Here is a 22,081-nt window from a genome sequence, read left to right on the forward strand (position 1 = left end):
GCATCAGTGAGGGGCCTCGCCGCATCAGTCAGCGGCGGACTATCGGGTTGGAGAGGCGGCCAATGCCCTCGATCTCGACTTCGTAGCGGTCGCCCGCCTGGACCAGGCCGACGCCGGCAGGAGTGCCGGTCATAATGACGTCACCCGGCAGGAGAGTAAAGGCCTGCGACACGATCGAAACGAGCTCGCGGACCCCGCGGATCATCTGGCTGGTGCTGCCGTCCTGACGCAGTTCACCATTGAGCCGGCCCTGGATGGAAATGTCCTCGGTGTCCAGTTCGGTTTCGATCCAGGGACCCAGGGGAGCAGAGGTGTCAAAGCCCTTGGCCCTGGCCCATTGCAGGTCCGTCTTCTGGACATCCCGCGCCGTGAGGTCGTTCCCGCAGGTGTATCCAAAGATGACGTCGTCCACCCGCTCCTCCGGAACGTCCTTGCAGATCCGTCCGATAACGACGCAGAGTTCAGCCTCGAAAGATACTTCATCGGAGAACTCGGGCAGCACTACGGGGTCATTGGGCCCGATGACCGACGTGTTCGGCTTCAAGAAGAGCAGCGGATGAGCCGGGATCTCGTTGCCTAACTCGCGGACATGCTCCACAAAATTGCGGCCCACGCCAATTACCTTGCTCCGCGGAATGATGGGGGCGAGGAGACGGACATCCTCCAGCTTGTGCCTGACGGCCGTGCGCTCCACTCCATGGAAGAAGGGATCGCCGTTGATGACAGTGATCTCCTCGCTTCCAGGCTGGCCTTCAACAACGCCGTAGACGGGATCAGAATCAACAACAAACCGGGCGATACGCATGGTTTCCAGCCTACCGTCTCCGGCCACCGCGTCCGGCGCTCAGCCGTGTCCGGCGGATCCACGGAGGTAGTCCAGCTGCGCCGCAACCGACATTTCAGCCGCCCTCCGCACTGAAGGTCCGACGTCGGAATACACCAAATCCGCAACCTCGCCCACCGAGGCATCGAGGCCAAGCCGGTCCAGTGCGTCCCGGATCTGATCCAACCGTTCCTGACGGTGGTCGCGATAGGCGCGGACGATCGCATCCATGGAAGGCAGTACGGGACCGTGCGCAGGCAGGACGGTGGCGCCCCCAAACGCCTCAAGCCGGTCCAGCGACTTGAGATAATCCCCAAGTCTCCCGTCGGGATAGTCCAGCATGGTGGTGCCACGGCCCAGGATGGTGTCGCCGGTCAGGACAGAGCCGTGCGGGCCGTCGTCGGGGAGGTGGAAGCAGACAGAGTCCGAAGTGTGGCCGGGGGTCGCCAGGAGCCGGACTGTCAGCCCGGGTGCCGTCACCGTATCGCCATCCTGCAGCGGGAGGCCGCCGCCATGGCAGTGGGCGGGGCCGGCAGCACGCACGGGGGCACCCGTCAACTCATGCAGCCGGGCCGAGCCGGCCGTGTGGTCAGCGTGACGGTGGGTAACAAGGATGAGTTCCACGCCGCCGGTCCCGGCAAGAGCCTGGAGGTGGGCTTCGTCCAGTGGGCCGGGGTCCACCACAATAGCGGCCGGGCTGCCGGCAGCGCGCAGTATGTAAGAGTTGGTGCCCTCCAGGCTCATTGGCCCGGGGTTGGGGGCCAGGATGAACTGCGTCAGGGCAGAGCTGCGGTGCACGATGGGGCCGGAAGCTGAAGTCACCATCCCATCTTTGCATCGACCCCGGTATAGCCACCGTCCGCTGCGCCGGAATAGACACCCGGCGGCCCGGGTTGATCTCCAGTGAAGACCATCTCCACCAGGAAGCCGGAACCAGCCAATATGAGCACAACCACGCTTGCAGAACTCCTCGCCGAAGCTGATGCTGCCGGCCACGATCATGCCGCAACAGAGAAGAACAGCGGACTCAAGCACATCCACAACCACGCTACGGGCAGCATTGTCTGGTTCCCCACATGGAAGAAGTTCCGCGAGACCGCCGATTGGAGCGAGGCGGTGGAAGGTGTCGCCGAGGATCTGCCGCCAGGCTCAGAGTCCCGGGAAGAATGGGCGGCCAAATACCTCGCGGACGATCTCGCCAAACTCCTGGAACGCGCCGCGGCCTCCAGCGACGTTCATATTTTCGTCCAGGAGAACCTCGCCCAGCACCTGACCCGGACCTGGGCTGTGGCGGATGCCGTGGCCAAGGCGAACAAGACGGATCTGCCCAATGGCAGCACCACGCCGTCCATCTTTGCCGACTACCCCTATGATGTTTACGCGCAGGACGGCGGCGTCTTTGCGACCACGCTCTGGAACGACGTCATCGACGCCCGCCGCAACCAAGCCCTGGCGGATGAAGCGGCCCGGAAGGCTCTGAAGCCGGTCTCGCGTAAGGCATTGAAGAACGCAGCCCGGAAGGCCGCCCGGCGCTGAGGTCCAAGGCCAGTCTCGGGTCAGGCAGGGGTTAAAGGTCGACGGCGGCTGCCCGGCACTGTGTTTTTGTTACCGCAGTGCCGGCCACCCGCCGTCGTACCTACATCCCTTACATCCCGGCGGTGAGAGCCGCGGCTAGGCCAGCCGGGTCAGCCAGCCGTGCGTGTCCTCGACCGTTCCGGTCTGGATGCCCAGCAGCTTTTCGCGGATCGCCATGGTGGTCTCCCCCGCCGTCGCGTCTTCAGACCCGATGAATTCGGTAGCGTCCTTCAGAACGCCGATCGGAGTAATGACGGCGGCTGTGCCGCAGGCAAAGACTTCGGTGATCTCGCCTGAGGCCACGCCGTCACGCCATTCGTCGAGGGTGATCTTGCGTTCGCTGACCTGGCGGCCCATGTCCTTGGCCACCTGGATAACGGACATCCGGGTGATGCCTTCCAGGATGGTGCCGGTGAGTGCCGGTGTCACCAGGGAACCGTCCTTCAGAACGAAGAAGACGTTCATGCCGCCCAGTTCCTCAACTGCATTGTCATTGAACTGGTCAAGGAAGAGGACCTGCTTGCAGCCGTGGGCTTCGGCTTCCTGTTGGGCGATCAGGGACGCCGCGTAGTTGCCACCGCATTTGGCGTCACCGGTGCCGCCACGGCCTGCGCGTGCGTACTCACGCGAGATCCAGATAGAGACGGGTTTGAGTTCTCCGCCAAAGTAGTTTCCGGCCGGGGAGGCTATGACCCTGAACGACACTTCGCGGGCAGCCCGCACTCCGAGGAAGGCTTCGGTGGCGATCATGAACGGGCGAAGGTAGAGGGCTTCGCCGTCGCCGGAAGGTACCCATTCCTTGTCCGCTGCGACGAGCTCGCGGATTGCTCCCAGGAAGTACTCCTCCGGAAGTTCCGGGAGCGCCAGGCGTCGGGCGGACTTGTTCAGGCGTGCTGCATTCGCCTCAGGCCGGAAGGTCCAGATGGAGCCGTCTGCGTGGCGATAGGCCTTAAGGCCTTCGAAGATTTCCTGGCCGTAGTGGAAGACGGCGGCGGAGGGGTCCAAGGTAATCGGCCCGTAAGCCTCCACGCGGGGGCTGTGCCAGCCGCCCTTCCCCTCGGCGTCGACGCTGTAGTCGACGACGGCGGTGTGGTCGGTAAAGAAGTTGCCAAATCCTGGGTTCGCCAGGATGGCTGCACGCTCTTCAGCTGACTTCGGGGTTGCCGAAAGTTGCTGGGTGAATTCGACGCCATGGGCAGTCTGAGTCATGTTTCCTCCACGGTTGGCTGCCTGATGGTGAACGTGGTTCAGCCTCGGACCACGGCAGCGGTTTGGTGATTCGAAACTAGCTTACGCCTGCTGGCCGGACGGGCCGGACCTACAGGGCGGCCGCAATCGCGTCGCCGATTGCGGAGGTACTGCGGGCTCCGCCGTCGCGGCTTTCGACGTCGGCAATTACTGCCGCTTCGACCTTCCGTGCCGCCTCGGAGTAGCCGAGGTGGTCCAGCAACAGCGCCGCAGACAGGATGGCCGCCGTCGGGTCCGCCTTTTGCTGTCCAGCGATATCCGGGGCAGAGCCGTGAACGGGTTCGAACATGGAAGGCGCTGTGCGTTCCATATTGAGGTTGCCCGAAGCTGCCAGACCAATGCCGCCCGTCACGGCCGCCGCGAGGTCGGTGAGGATGTCGCCAAAGAGGTTATCCGTCACAATGACATCAAAACGGGCGGGGTCGGTGACCATGAAAATCGTGGCGGCATCCACATGCAGGTAATCGTGGCTGACCTCGGGGAACTCCTGGGCGACAGCCTCGACGGTGCGCTTCCACAAGTGACCGGCGTACACCAGCACGTTGTGCTTGTGGACCAGGGTGACCTTCTTGCGCGGACGCTCGCTGGCCCGGCGGAAGGCATCGCGGACGACCCGTTCCACTCCGTGGGCTGTATTCAGCGAGACCTCAGTAGCCACCTCGTGGGGCGTTCCACCACGGAGGGTGCCACCGTTTCCTACATAAGGGCCCTCGGTACCCTCCCGGACCACGACGAAATCGACAACTCCCGGGTTGGCGAGCGGACTCCCCACTCCCCCATACAGCTTGGACGGCCGCAGGTTGACGAAGTGATCGAGGCTGAACCTCAGCTTGAGCAACATCTCGCGTTCTATAAGACCGGACGGGATCCGGGTGTCCCCGGGCGCCGCTCCCACTGCGCCAAAAAGGATGGCGTCCCGGGTTCGCAGGTCCTCGAGAACCTCATCCGGAAGAGTTTCGCCGCTCTCCAGCCAGTGCTGCGCGCCCAGTTTGTAGTGGGTCTGCTCAATGGCGACACCTTCGGTGGCCGCCACTTTCTCCAGGACCTTCAGGGCTTCGGCAATGACCTCAGGGCCGATGCCATCGCCGGGAATGACAGCAAGATCAATGGTGGATGCGCTCATGTCTTCAGGGTAGCCAAGCCATCCACATAATGGTCAAGTTGTCTCAAAATGCGAACAAGCGTGCCTTTTGGAGCTAGATGGCAGGAGCAGGCGAAGCAACCACCACAACATTCCTGCCCCAGGGATCTTGTGAATAACAACTGACCAGGACAAGGCGGTTGGGCACCACAGCCCAGATCGGGCTGTCTTTGAGCGCGGACTTCGAATAGGTAATGACCGACTCCACCCGATAAGCAATAACACCAGTTGCGGTGGTCACCGTTAGTTCATCACCTTCATGTGCCGCCGAACTCAAGTGGTTGAAGGGGGCGTCCCGGTCCAGCCAACTGTGACCGACGATATACGTAGTGTCGGTCGACCCTGCACCAGGCAAACCGAAGGGAGTGAGCCAGTAGCCTTCCGTCGTTACAGGCGGTTCGATGCTCTGGCTGTCAGCATGGGGCTCCAGGGGGTGGATCACCACGTCCATCTCTGCTTTGGGATACCTGACGCGCAAGGGAGCAGACGAAACAGGAAGCGACGCCACGCCCTGCTCGGGCGACGGCGCAACCTCAGGTCCCGCTGGTGATGGCGTGTCCGAAGTCGGAGGGGCGAGAGCCGATGCAGGCGTTTCCGGGGTTCCCATTGCGGCAGGGTGTTCTTTCGCCTCGGTGCTTACCGCTCCGCTGGTGGTTGGAGAAGGGACGCCGCTAGTAACGTCGTTGCCATTGTCACGGCCATAGGCACCGGCAGTTCCATGGGCAAGCCACGCGGTCAGGAGGCCAGCGGCGCAGATGGCAAGGATGAGCATATCCCTGCCCCTCAGAAGCAGTCCGCGTCTAAGAGCCCTCCGACTGTGCCGAATCCTGCATTGACTTGCCATGGGTCACTCCTGTGATCCGGAAGTGGAGCGGCGGGCGCCACGAATACTTTCCGTGACACCCGCCGTCGCTGTCTGCTGCGTTCTGGCTAGCTGTGAGCTCCCCTGGCCCTGGCTCCGCCCCTCCAGAGCACCAGCGCTGCCACAGTGGTAAAGAGGCCGGTCAGTCCGGTGAGCCAGGTGGGGATGCCCGCGACAGTCTTGCCATCGCCGGCAGCTGTCTGCACGTTGTAGCCCCGCTTTTTCACTGAATCAGCGACCGCTGTCGTACCCGTGCCCGCCCCGGCTGGAGTAGTCGTTACCGTCGCCTCCACTGTTGGTTCAACTGTTGGCTCAACCGTCGGCTCAACCGTCGGCTCAACCGTCGGCTCAACCGTCGGTTCGACTGTGGGTTCAACCGTCGGCTCAACCGTCGGCTCAACCGTCGGTTCGACCGTCGGCTCAACCGTCGGCTCAACCGTCGGCTCAACCGTCGGCTCAACGGTTGGTTCTGCAGTTGTCTTCACGCATTTGTTGGCCAGCAGCGCGATGTTTGCCGGTGTCAGATTCTGGCCGTTTGGCATAATGTCCCCGGAGTTTGCCGGCACAATATCGTTGGTATCACCAACGTGGGCGCTAAGCGCGTTTAGATTGATGGTCTCAAAGAGATACGGATTATCTGCTGAGCCCGTGGCGTGGCAGATGCTGATCTTTTTCTCATCCTTCGTGTTATCCGGCGGAGCAGCGTTCGCGGCAACCGTGGCGCCCATCAGCCCGAGGCCCAGTACCCCCAGGGTGGCAATAGTTCGTTTCATTTCGGTCCCTCCATACCAAATCCGATTCGAACCGACCAGACTTTGCGGAGTAACCGTCTTCGAGACCAGGAATGAATAAACTATTTGAGACCTCAAACAGCGAAATGAAAAGTGACAGTTACTCCCCAGAAAGTGCCATCAGTTCGCTTGCCTTTTCAGGCTAAATTTGTGCTTCCAAATAATCCCGAGTAATGGGTACGCGTTAATTCGACGTCTCCGGAGCCTCGAATACTTGGTTCGGGGGCATGTCACTCAATTCCAGTACGTGCTTCTACTTGGAGACCCAGCACAAACCCTCCCTCACCGTTGTCACGCAAGTGGAGGGGCATCACCCAAAACCCGCGCAACGTGAATGGGCGTCACCCAAAAATCTGCGAGACGTGAGGGAGCGTTCCTCTGGGCGGAATGGGGACCACGGTATGAGGCCGGACGTAGCCAAGGAAATAGAGTTTCACAGTGGATAAACGTCACCTACTTTCTAGCTGGGTCCGGAACAACCCGTTCAAAGTGGACCTCATTGCCACCGGGCTCCTGTTTCTGGCCTTCGGTCCTGTTTAGCTGGTCGCGGACCGGCCGCTTCTGTTTTGTTGTCCTGCTGCCACCTGGTCCCCTTGGCATGGCGACGCACCCGGCCTGTAGCGGCAGCCGGAGCGATCGCCGTCGTATGTCTGGTGCAGTGGGCTTTCGCTCTGGAACCCGTGGTCGGACAGTTGGGGAAACCCCAAAGGCCGTCTTCGCCTCATCGGAGGATTGTTGGCACTTGGGTGCGGGCGCGGCCCTGTGGCTGCTGTTGGATAAGGAGATCTCGGGTGATGCAGTTCGTGACGTCCAGCAGTCTGTGGCAACAGCCCTGGGGGTACCGGCAGCGTCTGTCAGCGGCGCGGTGATTGAACGGGTGACCTTCAACGAGATCATGGATGCCCTGCTGTTGGTGGTTACCGGTCTGCTGGGCGTGGCAGTGGTCATCGCCCTGATGGGCGTCGCAGGCACTCTGTCCCTGTCCGTCCTGGAACGCACCAGGGAAAACTCGCTCCTGCCTGCCATTGGACTGACGCTTGGACAGCTTCGGGGAATGCTGGCCATCGAGGCAGTGCTGGTGGCCGGCGTGGCAGCGGGGGCACAGTCCTCGGGATTGTCTATGGCTGGCTCGGTGCCAAGTCCGCCCTCGGCAGTGTGGCAGATGTGGTCCCGGGAGTCCCTTGGCTACCGCTGTTGGCCGTCTTCGGCGTTGCGATCGTCGCGGGGTTGCTGGCCTCGGTCGTGCCGGCACGGCGGGCCGCCCGGCTCTCACCCGTGGAAGGACTGGCCACCACCTGACCCCCAGGACGCTCCGTGACATCCCGCGGCAAAAAAGCAAACCCTCCGTCACATCTTGCGGTAAAACGGTAAACGCTCCGTCACTAACTGACGGAGCGTTTACCTCAAAGGCGCGAAACGTGAGGGAGCGTCCGCCAAAAACCCGCGAGAAGTGAAGGAGCGTTTACCTTAAAGGCGCGAAACCTGAGGGAGCGTCCGCCAAAAACCCGCGAGAGGTGAAGGAGCGTCCTAACCCTCGACGGGCTCTTCGTACTTCGGAAACACCGGCGCCGGGGCCGGGAGGTCGGTACCGGGCACGATCGGCGTCGTGATGGCGGAGAACTGCCGCGCTTCCCCTTCCGGCTGGCCGAGGGTATCCAGCAAAGCAGCGGACGCCGTCGGCATTACCGGCTGCACCAGAACGGAGACAATGCGAAGGACCTCCAGCGTGACATAAAGGACCGTGTTCATGCGTTCGACGTCGGTCTTCCGCAGCACCCACGGTGCCTGCTCCGCGAAGTAGGCATTGGTATCCCCGAGGACAGCCCAGATAGCCTCCAGTGCACGGCTGAATTCCTGCTTCTCAAAGGCAGTCCTGGCTGCTTCGAGCAAGCCGTTGGCCTGGCCAAGCAAAGCCCTGTCCTCGGCCGTAAATTCACCGGGAACAGGTACCTGGCCGCCACAGTTTTTCGCCACCATGGAGAGTGAGCGCTGGGCGAGGTTGCCGAAGTTGTTGGCCAGATCAGCGTTGGCGCGCCCCACGATGGCGTCGTGGCTGTAGCTGCCATCAGCACCAAAGGGAACTTCCCGGAGGAAGAAGAACCTTACCTGATCAAGTCCGTACTGCTCCACGAAGTCTGACGGCGCCACGACGTTGCCCAAGGACTTGGACATCTTCACACCGTTGTTGTTCAGGAAGCCGTGGATCATGACCCGCTTGGGCAGTTCCAGCCCCGCGCTCATCAGGAAAGCGGGCCAGTAGATTGCGTGGAAGCGGCTGATGTCCTTGCCGATCATATGCAGATCCGCAGGCCAGAACTTGCGGAAGGACTCCGAATCAACATCCGGGTAGCCCACCCCGGTGAGGTAGTTGGTCAGCGCATCCACCCACACGTACATCACGTGCTTGTCGTTCCCCGGGACCGGGACACCCCAGTCAAACGTGGTGCGGCTGATCGAGAGATCCTCCAGGCCGCGTTTGACGAAGCTGATGACCTCGTTGAAGCGGTACTGCGGTGCGCCGAACTCCGGCTGCGCCTCGTACAGCGCCAGCAGCCTGTCCTGGTAGGCCGACAGGCGGAAGAAGTAGCTTTCCTCTGCCGTCCAGGTCACTTCGGTATCCGTTTCGCGGGAATAGCGGATGCCGTCGTCCTTCACCAGGGTGTCGTCCTCGACGTAAAACGCTTCATCGCGGACGGAGTACCAGCCCTCGTACTTCGAGAGGTAGATGTCGCCGTTGGCTTCCATCTTTTTCCAGATGGCCTGGGAGGCTGCGTAGTGGTCTGCATCAGTAGTGCGGATGAACCGGTCGTAGGAGATTTCCAGTGCAGCGTGCGCGCCTTTGTAGACCTCGGAGTTCCTGTCCACCAGCTCCTTGGGAGTGATGCCTTCCTTCTCCGCAGTCTGGGCGATCTTCATGCCGTGCTCATCCGTGCCGGTCAGGAACATCACGTCATAGCCGTCGAGCCGCTTGAAGCGGGCCATTGCGTCAGTGGCAATGTACTCGTAGGCGTGGCCGATGTGCGGCACCCCGTTGGGGTACGTGATGGCCGTAGTGAGGTAGTACGGAGGCTTGTCTGAGGAAGTCACTGGCGGAAAATACCTTTTAGTGCGAAGGGACAATGGGCCGCTGGTGTGCGCGCCTACTGCAAATCTAGATCAGTTCGGTCAGGGTATCGCTCTGCCGGACCAGTTCGTGGTCATGTGAAGCGACCAGCACAGCGATTCCGTCCGATGTTGTGTCCTTGAGGATGCTGATGATGCGGTTGGCTGAAGTACGGTCCAGGCTGGCCGTCGGCTCATCCACCACCAGGACACGCGTTCCGAGGATCAGTGCACGGGCGATAGCAACACGCTGACGCTCGCCACCTGACAGCTGGGCAGGGCGGTGGCGCATTCGCCTGCCGAGACCGACGAGGTCCAGGAGGTCCTTTGCCATGTCCCTCCGCTGGTCCACCTCTCCGTCCGGAACGGCAGGGAGAAGCACGTTCTCCAGGGCGCTCATGCCATCAATCAGTGCCCCGCCCTGATCCACGTAACCGATCAGAGCGCGACGGCGGTCGGCGATTTCGTCGTCCCCCATGCTTTCCAGGGACTGGCCTTCCCAGTAGACCCGTCCCGACGTCGGCAGGGTGAGGCCGGCGCCGACGGTCAGGATGCTGGTCTTGCCGGAGCCGCTTCGCCCGGCAACGCAGTGCATCTCACCGGCGTGCAGGACCAGGTTGAAGCCCTCCACGACGTTGACGGCTTCCGCGCCGCCCTTCTGCCCGCCATAGCGGATGGTGATGTTGCTCAGCTCGAGGGGTGTGCCGTGGTCCTCGGCCTTCAGGATGGTGTTGGCGCGGGTCTGGAGCGAACCGTCACCGATGTCGGTTCCGGAATAATCGTCGTCAAAGTTCAGGTCGTTAGTCATCGGACCACTTTCGTTGCAATTGGAATCCAGCAAAGTACAGCCAGCAGTCCGGCGAGGCCGGCCCACAAAGCAGCGTAGGGGGCCAGCAGGATACCGATCCCCAAGGCGCCAAGAACGCCCAGTGGAAGGGCCACTGAGCCCACCAGGGCATTTTCGAAGAACCGGACCTGGCCGAGCATGTCCGGGTTCCACCCCATGGCCTTCAAAGTCCCCAAGTATTCTCGTTTTGCCTGAAGTTCGAATCGGCCGGTCACCAGTGTCAGCAACAGCCCGACCACCACACCCGACAGGGCAAGGATGATGCTCGGAAGCGCGATGCTTGCCGCCGCGATCCCGCTGAGTGCGCTGGCACCTGCTGCCCGGGGAATATCGATCAGCAAGGCAATCAGGCCGCCTACCGCTGCACCGAACACTCCGACTGCCACAGCCAAAGACAACGTATTGAACCTGTTGGTGGTCAGCTGGCGGTTGGCGAAAGTGAGCGGCGAGTCAACAGGGATGAGCCGCTCGTCGTGCTGGGGCTCCTGGTCCACCTCCTCGCGGTGCCGAAGCTGGCGGGCCGCGAAGTAGGCGGCAGCCAGATACAGCGTCAGGACAGACGCCGAGACGATGGCCGTGGCAGGGTTCCAGGTCACCAGGGAGAGGATAGTTCCGGCGATGGCCAGCAATGCAGCTCCTACGCCGAATTCAGCCAGTACCCAGGAACGGATCCTGCGTTGGGTCCAGCCCATGGCACGAAGCGTTCCGGCTTCCGTTCGGCGTTGCCGGATGTAGCTGACGGTGGACGCTCCGGTCAGCAACGCGGCACCGCACAACGTCAGGAACAGCAGTGTGAGGTTGGTCCCCGTGAGGGAGCCGGAAACGGCATCGGCCGCATCCTGCCGGACCCAGGATTGCTTAACTGTGCCCAGATCGGATTCCTTGCCCGCGTCATCCTTGGAGTAGCCGGGAACAAAAATGTTTGCGTCTTCACGGGCGGAGCCGGCCACAATGGTCGCGTCAAGTCCCATGTCCCGGATTTCTGCGGCAAGCTTGTCGACGTCGGGCTGCGCCTGCTTCCAGCTGCCCGGCGCCTTGGCACGGACACGGACGGCATCGATGACGGAGGCGTTCTGGTCGTACCCCCGTGCCGCGGCAAGGCCATAGTAGTCGGTGATAGCGCCGGCGGACTGGCTGACCAGACCGGTGGCGCTCAGGGACGGCTTGAGCTGCGCTGCCGGAACATCCTTGCCCTCGGCGTCTTTTACGAGCGTCATGGGTGAGGGATCGTAACCACCCAGGGGCAGCCTGTTGACGTCGCCGGCCGCTTCCTGAACCTTGGCGGCGTCGAACGTTCCGTACACCATGGCAAGCGGAGGGGCGAGCTTCTTGCCCGTCTCCAGGCTTTCCCGGTAGGCACGTTCATCCACTGGTTTGCGCTGGGTCTGATCGACGGGTGCGCCCGCGGCGTCCTTTTCCGGGAGGCGGTTTACGGTGACCCATTCGCCGGGGACGGCTGTCTTTTCCTGCGCGCCGTTGCCCGCGGTGTCACCGTCGGTGTACTTGGGAGCCGACGCAAAGTCGGTGGTCCACTGCGCCGGGTTGTAAAGGCCCTGGCTGAAGTTGCCGGAGTTGCCCAGGAGCTGCGAGTAGTCCTTGGAGCCAGGCCATGACAACGCGAAGGGAGACTTGGAGACGAACGGCAGGTAGTCCTTGTCCAGTGACCTGGTGACAGTGCCGACGTCCTTCACCACGTTGCCGGATCCGTCGATTTCCTCGATCTTGACCGAGTACTTCAGGTCAAGGGAAGTCCCGGAACGTACGATCAGCGGGATGGCCTGGGAGTCATCCGTCAGTTGGCCGTTCCGCTTGGCCTGCTGGTACTGGGTCATCAACGGGGCCCAGTACTTGAGCTTTACACCCAGGAAATCAGGGCCTTCTTCAAGCTCCTGCATGCTGATTCCGGTGGTGAAGAGGCTTTCGAAGTGGCGGCCAATCGCTCCCGCGTTGCGGGCATCGGCCGGGGGTGCCTTCTCAAGGGGCGCCAGGAAGTCGCCGGCACTTCCCAGGAGTGCGCGCTCAGAGATCGGGTCAACCGCGACGACGGATTCGGTCACCTGGGGTGCCAGGGGCAGGGACACCGAGAGGTTGAAAAGATTGTGCTCTGAGCCGCCGGCAGGGGCGGGGAACTTGATGCCTGTCTCGTCCTCCGGACCGGCAATGCGGATGTTCTTTCCGCCGGGCGTCTCTTCCTCAACGAGCTTGGCCTTGCCCAGTGACCCTTCGGCCATGGACTTGAACAGCGTCTGCTCTGAGTGGCCGTCCGAGCTCACAGCACTCGCCGTCAGCCGGTAGGTCTTGGCCTCATCGGTCAGCACAGACTCTGCTGCCGGCCATTTGCTGGGGTCGGTGCCTCCGGGCTCTGCCGCTGTCGCTGTGCCTACCAGTCCGGCATTGAAGCCAAGGTAGTCCATGGCGTCCAGCCGCGGCGCCTCAAGGTTTTGGCTCACCCTGGAAACGAGGCTAATGGGGGCGGCCACGGAAGTTCCGGAGAGCTTCCGGAGGGCGTCCAGTTGATCAAAACTGATTCCGCCCTGGCCGTTGGCGATTTCCGGCTGCATCAGTGAACCGCCGGCACCCGCCTTGGGTTGGACGAGGATGTCGTAAAGTCCTCGCGAATTCTCGTCGACTGTTCGGTTGAGCGCCGCTTGTGACTGTCCCTGGACGAGGACGGACAGGCACATGGCGACGATCAAAATGGCCGCGGTCAACATCAGCACTCTGCTTCTGATGAACCTCTGGACGGCGTTCATTTGGCTCCTGAAAGCTGGATTGCGTGCGCGCACACCACTGTTCACTCCAAACGGATGTGAAGGTGTCCCCTGCCGGATGTGCAGAACAAGATTAGCCGGCCCGCCGGCTGGGATCCCAAGAGGGCCTCAATCGGAGAAAGCAGACCGGCCAATCATACGTGCCAGAAGTTACAACTCTGTCACTATTGGTTCACCTGAGGCGCGGCCTCAGTTTTCGAGGTCAACCTCGCGCACCATTTCGGCGCCGATGCCGGCCTTGATCGCGTCAAGAACCTGCTGCGGAACGGAGCTGTCGATGGTCAGGAGCGCAAGCACCTGGCCGCCTTCAGTCTGCCGGGCGACCTGCATGCCGCCGATGTTGATGTTGTTCATGCCCAGGATGTGCCCGATGGTGCCGATCACGCCGGGACGGTCAGCGTAGGAAACCACTACGAGGTGCTCGCTGATGGGGATTTCGACGTCGTAGCCGTTGACTCCCACCAGTTTCTCAACCTGCTTGGGTCCTGTCAGCGTTCCCGCCACCGAGATCTGGCTCCCGTCGCTCAGGGCGCCGCGCAGGGTCAGGACGTTGCGATAGTCCTCCGCTTCGGGAGTGGTGATCAGGCGGGTGTTGATGCCGCGCTGTTCGGCGATAACGGGCGCGTTGACGTAGGAGACCTGCTCGGTCACGACGTCGGCGAAGATCCCCTTGAGAGCTGCAAGCTCCAGGACCTTGACGTCGAGCGCCGCGATTTCGCCGGCGACCTCAACATCGATCTGGGTCAGGGAGTCGTGCGTGAGAGCGGTGAAGATCCTGCCCAACTTTTCGATGAGGGGGATGCCGGGGCGGACGTCGGGGGCGATGATGCCACCTGCAACGTTGACGGCATCCGGGACCAGCTCACCGGCAAGGGCAAGCCTGACCGACTTCGCCACGGAAACGCCTGCTTTTTCCTGTGCTTCATCAGTGGATGCGCCGAGGTGCGGTGTGACCACGACGTTGTCCAGTTTGAAGAACGGCAGGTCGGTGCTGGGCTCCTTGACGAAGACGTCGACGCCGGCGCCTGCGATGTCGCCGTCCTGCAGGGCTGTGTACAGTGCTTCCTCATCGATCAGGCCACCACGTGCCACGTTGATGACGTAGGCGGTTGACTTCATCTTCTTGAAGGCGTCAGCGCCCAGCATGCCGACCGTTTCGGGTGTCTTGGGCATGTGGATGGTGATGAAGTCGGAGTGGGCCAGCAATTCATCCAGGGTGACCAGCTTGACGCCGAGCTGCGCTGCCCGGGCCGAGGTGATGTACGGATCGTAGGCGAGGATTTCGGTTTCGAAGCCTTGGAGGCGGGCAGCGACGAGCGCTCCGATCCGGCCGAGGCCGATGATGCCGACCTTCTTCTCAAAAAGTTCGATTCCCGAGTACTTGGAGCGCTTCCATTCGCCGTCCTTGAGGGCGGCGCTGGCCTGCGGGATGTGGCGGGCCAGGCTGAGGATGTGGCCAACGGTGAGTTCCGCGGCGGAAACGATGTTCGACGTCGGGGCGTTGACCACCATTACGCCGGCCTGGGTGGCAGCTTTGATGTCGACGTTATCGAGCCCGACGCCAGCACGGGCAATCACCTTCAGGTTCTTGGCCGCGGCGATTGCCTCGGCGTCCACCTGGGTGGCTGAGCGCACGAGGATGGCGTCGACGTCGACGATCGCAGACAGCAGCTGGGAACGGTCGGCGCCGTCGGTCTGGCGGATTTCGAAGTCCGGGCCCAGGGCCTCGACTGTGGCGGGCGAAAGTTCTTCGGCGAGCAGTACTACGGGTTTTGACACGGCTGATCCTCTGCGTTGCAGTCCGGGGGGTATAACAAGTCTAGGCCGACAGAAAGGCCGGGCCCACATTGTGAAGTGTGAGCCCGGCCATTTTCCGGTGCCTCGGCTATGCGAAAAGCATGGCCTAGCGGGCTACGGAGCCCTCTGTGTAGTCATCGCTGGTCTTGATCCAGGAGAAGAGCTTCCGCAGTTCACGGCCAGTGGACTCGATCGGGTGGTCTTCACCCTTCTTGCGCAGCTCTGCGAACTCCGGAGCGCCGGCGTCCTGGTCGTCGATGAAGCGCTTGGCGAAGGCACCGTTCTGGATATCCGCAAGGACAGCCTTCATGTTTTCCTTCACCTCGGGGGTGATGACGCGCGGCCCGGAGACGTAGTCTCCGTATTCGGCGGTGTCGGAGACGCTCCAACGCTGCTTGGCGATGCCGCCTTCCACCATGAGGTCAACGATGAGCTTGAGCTCGTGCAGAACCTCGAAGTAGGCAACCTCGGGCTTGTAGCCGGCTTCAGTCAGGGTTTCGAAGCCGTACTGGATGAGCTGTGATGCGCCGCCACAGAGAACAGCCTGCTCGCCGAAGAGATCCGTCTCGGTCTCTTCGGTGAAGGTGGTCTCGATGACGCCTGCACGGGTGCCGCCAATGGCCTTGGCGTAGGACAGGGCCAGTTCCTTGGCCTTGCCGGAAGCATTCTGCTCCACGGCGATCAGGTCGGGAACGCCGCGCCCGGCTTCGAATTCGCGGCGCACGATGTGGCCCGGCCCCTTGGGGGCAACCAGGGCGACGTCGACGTCGGCCGGGGGCTTGATGTAGCCGTAGCGGATGTTGAAGCCGTGCCCGAAGAACAGGGCGTCGCCGGCCTGCAGGTTCGGGGCGATGTCTTCGGCGTAGACGTGGCGCTGGACCTGGTCCGGGGTGAGGACCATGATGAGGTCGGCTTCGGCAACGGCGTCGGCAACGTTCAGGACGCGCAGTCCCTCGGCCTCGGCCTTGGCACGGGACTTGGAGCCTTCCTTCAGGCCGACGCGGACGTCAACGCCTGAATCGCGGAGGCTGAGGGCGTGGGCGTGGCCCTGGGAGCCGTAACCGATAACGGCAACGGTGCGTCCCTGGATGATCGACAGGTCGGCGTCGTCGTCGTAAAACATTTCAGTCACTTGGGTGTCTCCTTTTGAGTGGATTCTTTGGTGTTGCTTGTAGGTGGAGCTTGTCAGTGGTGGTGGAGCGCCTTCCGCAGTGCCTAAGCGCTGCGCAAGGCCCTGTCACTCATGGAGCGGGATCCCCGTCCAACGGCCAAGGTGCCGGACTGCACAATTTCGCGGATTCCGAAAGGTTCCAGCACGGAAAGCAGTGCCGTCAGTTTTTCGGGATGGCCGGTTGCTTCAATGACCACTGAATCTGTGGAGACGTCGACTACTGAAGCACGGAACAAATCTGCAGCGTGGGTCACCTGCAAACGGGTTGCGGCATCCGCCCGTACCTTGACCAGGATGTGGTCGCGCTGCACGGAGGATTCGGAAGTCAGCTCAACAATCTTGATCACGTTGACCAGCTTGTTCAACTGTTTGGTGACCTGTTCGATGAGGTCACCGTCGGCGTCGACCACAACGGTCATGCGGGACATACCCGGCACTTCGGTGGGGCCAACGGCCAAGGAATTGATGTTGAAGGCGCGGCGGGCAAAAAGGCTGGCCACGCGGGTCAGCACACCGGGCTTGTCTTCGACCAGAACGGACAGTGTGTGGCGGCTCATGATCAGTCCTCCTCTTCCCATTCCGGGGTCAGGTTGCGGGCAACCTGGATCTGGTCGTTGCTTACTCCGGCAGGGACCATCGGCCACACCATGGAGTTGGGGCTGACCACGAAGTCGATGACGACGGGCCTGTCATTGATTTCCAACGCTTTTTGGATTGTGGCGTCTATATCCTCGTCGCGTTCGCAACGGAAGGAAGCACAGCCATAGGCCTCCCCCAGCTTGACGAAGTCCGGGATGCGGACCGTGTCGTGGCCGGTGTTGAGGTCTGTGTTGGAGTAGCGGCCCTCATAGAAGAGTGTCTGCCACTGCCGCACCATGCCCAGGGAGGAGTTGTTGATGACGGCCACCTTGATGGGGATCTTGTTGATCGCGCACGTCGCAAGTTCCTGGTTGGTCATCTGGAAACAGCCGTCTCCGTCGATGGCCCACACCACACGGTCGGGTTCGCCAACCTTGGCGCCCATTGCAGCAGGCACTGCGTAACCCATGGTGCCGGCACCACCGGAGTTCAGCCACTGGTGGGGCCGCTCATACTTGATGAACTGCGCTGCCCACATCTGGTGCTGCCCGACGCCAGCCACGTAGATGCCCTCAGGACCGGTCAACGCGCCGATGCGCTCAATAACGCGCTGCGGTGCGCTGAGGCCGTCTTCGGGTTCGGTCCAACCCAGCGGATAGGTTTCGCGGAGGTTGTTCAGGAAGGCCCACCAGCTCTGCAGGTCCGGGGTTCCGGACGCCTCGAACTGGGTGCGGACGGCTTCTGTCAGCTCCGGAATGATCTCCTTGACTGAACCGACTATGGGAACATCGGCCGTGCGGTTCTTGGAGATTTCAGCGGGATCGATGTCGGCATGGATCACCTTGGCGTTGGGCGCGAAGGTCTTCAGGATCCCGGTCACCCGGTCATCAAAGCGGGCCCCGAGGGTGATCAGCAGATCGGACTGCTGGAGCGCCGTCACGGCGGAAACCGTGCCGTGCATGCCGGGCATGCCAACATGCTGGGGGTGCGAATCCGGGAAAACGCCGCGCGCCATGAGGGTGGTGACCACCGGGGCGCCGGTCAGTTCCGCGAGTTCGAGCAGCTCCGCTGAGGCATGGGCCTTGACGACGCCACCGCCCACATACAGGACAGGTTTGCTGGCGGCAGCAATAAGCCTTGCGGCCTCCCGGACCTGCTTGTTGTGTCCGCGGACCACGGGACGGTAACCCGGCAGATCGATTTTGGGCGGCCAGGAAAAGGTCATCTTGCCCTGCTGGGCGTCCTTGGCAACATCCACCAGGACCGGACCGGGGCGACCGCTCGAAGCCAGGTGGAAAGCGGCGGCCATAACATGTGGGATCTCGTTCGGATCCGTTACGAGGAACGAATGCTTGGTGATGGGCATCGTGATCCCCACGATGTCGGCTTCCTGGAAGGCATCAGTGCCGATGACTCCGCTGGATACCTGGCCGGTGATGGCAACCATAGGCACGGAGTCCATGTGGGCATCCATGATGGCAGTGACGAGGTTGGTGGCTCCCGGGCCGGAGGTGGCGATACAGACGCCCACCCGTCCCGTAACCATGGCATAGCCTTGCGCGGCGTGGCCGGCTCCCTGTTCGTGACGGACCAGAACGTGGTTCATTCCGGAAGCCATCAAAGGGTCATAGGTAGGCAGGATCGCGCCACCGGGCAAACCAAAAATATCGTCGACGCCGAGTTCTTCGAGCGAACGCACAATAGCTTCTGAGCCGGTCATCACCGTTGGGGGTACAACGTTGTTCGGCCCAAGGACAGGAGAGGCGGCTGCAGCAGTGTCGACGCCCGCTTCAGTAGGGCGGTCGACGCGTTCTGGGGCCTTGGGGGCTCCAGCGGACTTTGTAGCCATCAGCGAGGGGCTGATCGGCGATCCTTTGCTCATCGGACTCTTCCTTAGTGGATCTTGAATTATCGGTTACAGCGTGTGGAACTTCGGGATGATGCTTCGCGGCAATAAAAAAACCCCTCAGCCTGGTGGGCTCTTCGAGGGGTTGCGCGTGACAGTTCGTTACCAGTCGGGCTATTTAGCCACGCGCTTGGTAAGTACGACGACGTCGGTAACGAAAGCGATCATGCGTTCAGTGTTCCCTCTGGTGAGAGGCGTGTCAACGCGACTTCCCACGATCTCACCATGTGGACATCATTGTCCACTTATTGATCCTTCCCTAAGGGATCAAACCGCACCGGCCCGCTGTGGGCGGCAGGGCTTAATAAGGGTGATGCCGAGGGGCCCCTTGCGGAAGGCGCTCAGCGCCCCCCGCAAGGGGAAGGCATCACCCGCAGTATGCGCCGGTGGAGGCGCTGTGCACCAGCTTTGCGTACTTGGCCAGCACTCCCTTGGTGAACTTCGCAGGCAGCGGAGCCCAGCCCTCTTTGCGTGCTTCAAGCTCGGCAGGATCAACCAGGAGGTCGAAGCTGCGGGCTGCGATGTCCACGCGGATCCGGTCACCATCCTTAACAAAGGCGATGGGGCCGCCGTCGACTGCTTCCGGTGCAACGTGGCCGATGCAGAGCCCGGTGGTACCGCCAGAGAAACGGCCGTCGGTCAGGAGCAGCACATCCTTGCCGAGGCCGGCGCCCTTGATGGCCCCGGTGATCGCGAGCATTTCCCGCATGCCCGGACCGCCCTTGGGTCCTTCATAGCGGATCACCACGACGTCGCCCTTGTGGATCTGGCCCTTGTCCAGTGCGTCGAGTGCTCCCTGCTCGCGCTCGAAGACGCGGGCCGTTCCCTCGAAAACGTCGGCATCGAAACCGGCACTCTTCACAACGGCGCCCTCGGGGGCCATGGTGCCGTGCAGGATGGTGATGCCGCCGGTCTTGTGGATCGGGTTGTCCAGAGCGCGGAGGATCTTGCCGTCCAGGTCCGGCGGGTTGATGGCTTCGAGGTTTTCGGCAACGGTCTTCCCAGTCACGGTGAGGCAGTCACCGTGCAGCAGGCCGGCGTCGAGCAGTGCGCGCATGATGACGGGAACCCCGCCGATCTTATCGACGTCGGTCATGACATAGCGGCCGAACGGCTTCAGGTCTCCCAGGTGCGGGATCTTGTCACCGATCCGGTTGAAGTCTTCGAGCGACAGCTCTACTTCGGCTTCCCGGGCGATCGCGAGCAAGTGGAGTACGGCGTTGGTGGAGCCGCCGAAGGCCATGGTGACGGCGATGGCGTTTTCGAACGCCTTCTTGGTCATGATGTCTCGGGCAGTGATGCCAAGCCGGAGCAGGTTCACCACAGCCTCGCCAGACTTACGGGCAAATTCATCACGACGGCGGTCGGCCGACGGCGGAGCGGCGGATCCCGGCAGGGACATTCCCAAGGCCTCGCCAATGCAGGCCATGGTGTTTGCCGTGTACATACCGCCGCAGGCACCTTCGCCCGGGCAGATGGCCTTTTCAATGCGCTCGAGGTCTCCGAGGCTCATCTTCCCGGCCGCGCAGGCGCCAACGGCCTCGAAGGCATCAATGAGCGTGACTTCCTTCTCAGAGCCATCTTCAAGTTTCACCCAGCCGGGCATGATGGAACCGGCGTAAAGGAACACACTGGCCAGGTCCAGGCGCGCTGCGGCCATCAACATGCCGGGCAGCGACTTATCGCAACCGGCCAGCAGGACCGAGCCATCGATCCGCTCTGCCTGCATAACGGTCTCCACGGAGTCAGCGATGACTTCGCGGGACACCAGGGAGAAGTGCATGCCTTCGTGGCCCATCGAAATTCCGTCGGAAACGGAGATGGTACCGAACTGCATGGGGAAGCCCCCACCAGCGTGAACGCCTTCCTTAGCGCCCTGGGCGAGCCTGTTCAGGGAGAGATTGCAGGGAGTGATCTCGTTCCACGAACTCGCGACGCCGATCTGGGGTTTGGCGAAGTCGTCATCCCCCATACCCACCGCACGGAACATGCCGCGCGCAGGGGCGGCATGGATTCCATCGGTGACGACCCGGCTGCGGGGCTTGATGTCCGGCTTGATTTCTGTCGCGGTTTGGGTGGTCTCACTCATGGGTCAAAGTCTATGGCTCCTGAGAGGGCGCTATCGACCTGCCGCCCGGAGTTAAGGCCAAAAACGGGAATATTTCCACCGCATTCTGGACCAACGTCTCGCATTCTGAGACGCGAGGGCAGGAGAGCTGCCGAAATATTGCTTTGGTCACGTTAGGCGTCTTAGTTCTCCAGGAACAGTTGGTTCCTTCATGACTTCCCCGGGGCTTTCCGAGATGAAGCTTTGTTGACAGCGTTGACAAACCTAGACAGTCACCTTGACGCGGACGTAACGTCGAGCATCGGCACGTTGGTTATTGAGGGAAAGGCTTTGCTATGGATTGGCTTATCTGGGTCATTGTCATCATTCTCATCGTGGCCGTTGTGTGGTGGCTGCTCAACCGCAACAGCGGACGCTCCGCCATGGCTTCAGACCGGACTGCTGCTTCAGAACAGCGAGCGGAGTCGTTGGCTGCCCAGTCCCCTGCCGCAGCGCCAGCCCCCGTCTCACCAGAACCAGCCGCCGCAGCGCCCGCCCCCGTCTCCGCCCCAACGCCTGCCAGAGAAACTGAAAGTTCCGGAAGCTCCGCCTACCCTGCGCCGTCAGAACCAACTGCCACAGCCGCCTCTGCTGCGCCCAAGGCTGCAGAACCAGCGCCCGCAACCGATCCAGGCCACAGCGAGGCTGACTGGGCAGAAGCTGCGGCGCCCGATGGCGGAGATGTAGACGACTGGGACGCCGGCGTCGAACCAACAAGAAGTCACTCTGCGTCCGCTGCCCGCATGGAAAAGGACAAGGCAGAAGACGCAGACAAGGCTGAATGGGAAGCCCAATGGTCAGAGGGCAGCACGTCAGCACCTGGCCAGCCCGTCCCGGCTGCGGATGAACACCGCGAGCACCGCCACGACGAACACCACCACGAACACACGGGGACGCATGCACCCACGCTCCCTGGTGCTGAGTCTGCTGCTGCAGAATCAGCAGACGAAGAATCAGCGCAGAAAGAGGCCGCACCGGGAGAACCAGCCGCAACCGAGGCATCGGCGGCCCAAGCCACCCCAGCCCCTGACACCCCCTTTGATCCTGATGAGGAAACCTGGCAGCGGGCTGAATCTTCAGCCGTGACGGAGTCCTCGCTGAGCCACACAGCAGAACCCAGCAGCCATTTGGCGGTGGACCAGCCCTACGGTGAGGGTTCAGCCGCCGCTGCTGCCGACGGTTCAGGCCCCGAGGGGTACACCGTCAAAGGTGATGCAGAGACCATGACGTACTTTGAGGAGACCAATCCGGCCTACGAAGAGGCCCCAGCCGGCGTCTGGTTTGAATCCGTAGCCCACGCCGAGGCAGCTGGATTCCGCCCGCCACGCCGAACCCGGCTCTGACGATGCCCTTCGGCTTCT

General features: G+C 62.2%; 18 protein-coding genes. 3 read left to right on the plus strand and 15 right to left on the minus strand.

Annotation, left to right across the window (positions count from 1 at the left end):
* Window positions 1-28 precede the first annotated feature (28 nt).
* The 3 genes from M1D88_RS12990 to M1D88_RS13000 are packed head-to-tail and all read right to left on the minus strand — an operon-like array spanning window position 29 to window position 1,779.
* The gene (locus M1D88_RS12990) at window positions 29-805 is read right to left on the minus strand and encodes a fumarylacetoacetate hydrolase family protein (RefSeq protein WP_458111239.1); all 777 of its coding nucleotides are present in this window, start codon (window positions 803-805) and stop codon (window positions 29-31) included.
* Window positions 806-844: 39 nt separating this feature from the next.
* A complete protein-coding gene (locus M1D88_RS12995) occupies window positions 845-1,648 on the minus strand; it encodes an MBL fold metallo-hydrolase (RefSeq protein ID WP_458111240.1) in 804 nt (267 codons plus the stop codon).
* Entirely contained in the window at window positions 1,642-1,779 is a 138-nt protein-coding gene (locus M1D88_RS13000) for a hypothetical protein (protein ID WP_458111241.1), read from the minus strand. The genes M1D88_RS12995 and M1D88_RS13000 overlap by 7 nt, the downstream gene beginning before the upstream one ends.
* Here M1D88_RS13000 and M1D88_RS13005 point away from each other — a divergent pair.
* Window positions 1,766-2,359, plus strand: a complete 594-nt coding sequence (locus M1D88_RS13005; RefSeq protein WP_458111242.1) for a hypothetical protein — start codon at window positions 1,766-1,768, stop codon at window positions 2,357-2,359. The genes M1D88_RS13000 and M1D88_RS13005 overlap by 14 nt on opposite strands.
* Window positions 2,360-2,494: 135 nt before the next feature.
* Here M1D88_RS13005 and M1D88_RS13010 read toward each other — a convergent pair whose 3' ends face one another.
* The 4 genes from M1D88_RS13010 to M1D88_RS13025 all read right to left on the minus strand — a co-directional run bounded on the left by M1D88_RS13010 (window position 2,495) and on the right by M1D88_RS13025 (window position 6,422).
* Window positions 2,495-3,607, minus strand: a complete 1,113-nt coding sequence (locus M1D88_RS13010) for a branched-chain amino acid aminotransferase (protein ID WP_458111243.1) — start codon at window positions 3,605-3,607, stop codon at window positions 2,495-2,497.
* Between the two features lie 109 nt (window positions 3,608-3,716).
* The gene (locus M1D88_RS13015; RefSeq protein ID WP_458111244.1) at window positions 3,717-4,769 is read right to left on the minus strand and encodes a 3-isopropylmalate dehydrogenase; all 1,053 of its coding nucleotides are present in this window, start codon (window positions 4,767-4,769) and stop codon (window positions 3,717-3,719) included.
* A 73-nt stretch (window positions 4,770-4,842) separates the two neighbouring features.
* Window positions 4,843-5,559: a class F sortase gene (locus M1D88_RS13020; protein ID WP_458111245.1), complete on the minus strand. Its 717-nt coding sequence runs from the start codon at window positions 5,557-5,559 to the stop codon at window positions 4,843-4,845.
* A 158-nt stretch (window positions 5,560-5,717) separates the two neighbouring features.
* Window positions 5,718-6,422, minus strand: coding sequence for a hypothetical protein (locus tag M1D88_RS13025; RefSeq protein WP_458111246.1), 705 nt, complete (start codon window positions 6,420-6,422; stop codon window positions 5,718-5,720).
* 760 nt (window positions 6,423-7,182) lie between these two features.
* On the opposite strand from M1D88_RS13025, the gene M1D88_RS13030 reads away from it, so the two are divergent.
* Complete coding sequence (locus M1D88_RS13030; protein ID WP_458111247.1) at window positions 7,183-7,758, plus strand: FtsX-like permease family protein; 576 nt, start codon at window positions 7,183-7,185, stop codon at window positions 7,756-7,758.
* Window positions 7,759-7,967: 209 nt separating this feature from the next.
* Here M1D88_RS13030 and metG read toward each other — a convergent pair whose 3' ends face one another.
* From metG to ilvD, 8 genes are all read right to left on the minus strand, one after another.
* Window positions 7,968-9,527, minus strand: a complete 1,560-nt coding sequence (gene metG, locus M1D88_RS13035; protein ID WP_458111248.1) for a methionine--tRNA ligase — start codon at window positions 9,525-9,527, stop codon at window positions 7,968-7,970.
* 64 nt (window positions 9,528-9,591) lie between these two features.
* On the minus strand, window positions 9,592-10,350 hold the full coding sequence (locus tag M1D88_RS13040; protein ID WP_458111249.1) for an ABC transporter ATP-binding protein: 759 nt from the start codon (window positions 10,348-10,350) through the stop codon (window positions 9,592-9,594).
* Window positions 10,347-13,142 (minus strand): FtsX-like permease family protein, encoded by a 2,796-nt coding sequence (locus M1D88_RS13045; protein ID WP_458111250.1) that lies wholly within the window; start codon window positions 13,140-13,142, stop codon window positions 10,347-10,349. The genes M1D88_RS13040 and M1D88_RS13045 overlap by 4 nt, the downstream gene beginning before the upstream one ends.
* A gap of 207 nt (window positions 13,143-13,349) precedes the next feature.
* Window positions 13,350-14,939, minus strand: coding sequence for a phosphoglycerate dehydrogenase (serA, locus tag M1D88_RS13050; protein WP_458111251.1), 1,590 nt, complete (start codon window positions 14,937-14,939; stop codon window positions 13,350-13,352).
* A gap of 124 nt (window positions 14,940-15,063) precedes the next feature.
* On the minus strand, window positions 15,064-16,089 hold the full coding sequence (ilvC, locus tag M1D88_RS13055) for a ketol-acid reductoisomerase (RefSeq protein WP_458111252.1): 1,026 nt from the start codon (window positions 16,087-16,089) through the stop codon (window positions 15,064-15,066).
* Window positions 16,090-16,172: 83 nt separating this feature from the next.
* Entirely contained in the window at window positions 16,173-16,685 is a 513-nt protein-coding gene (gene ilvN / locus M1D88_RS13060) for an acetolactate synthase small subunit (RefSeq protein WP_247043049.1), read from the minus strand.
* Window positions 16,686-16,687: 2 nt separating this feature from the next.
* A complete protein-coding gene (locus tag M1D88_RS13065) occupies window positions 16,688-18,589 on the minus strand; it encodes an acetolactate synthase large subunit (protein ID WP_458111253.1) in 1,902 nt (633 codons plus the stop codon).
* Window positions 18,590-18,980: 391 nt separating this feature from the next.
* Entirely contained in the window at window positions 18,981-20,702 is a 1,722-nt protein-coding gene (gene ilvD, locus M1D88_RS13070; protein WP_309105487.1) for a dihydroxy-acid dehydratase, read from the minus strand.
* A 314-nt stretch (window positions 20,703-21,016) separates the two neighbouring features.
* Here ilvD and M1D88_RS13075 point away from each other — a divergent pair, with 314 nt between their 5' ends.
* Window positions 21,017-22,063 carry a sunset domain-containing protein gene (locus tag M1D88_RS13075; protein WP_458111254.1) on the plus strand — a complete coding sequence of 349 codons (1,047 nt, stop codon included), beginning with the start codon at window positions 21,017-21,019 and terminating at the stop codon, window positions 22,061-22,063.
* Window positions 22,064-22,081: the final 18 nt, after the last annotated feature.

This window comes from Arthrobacter sp. R1-13 (genome assembly GCF_054161475.1).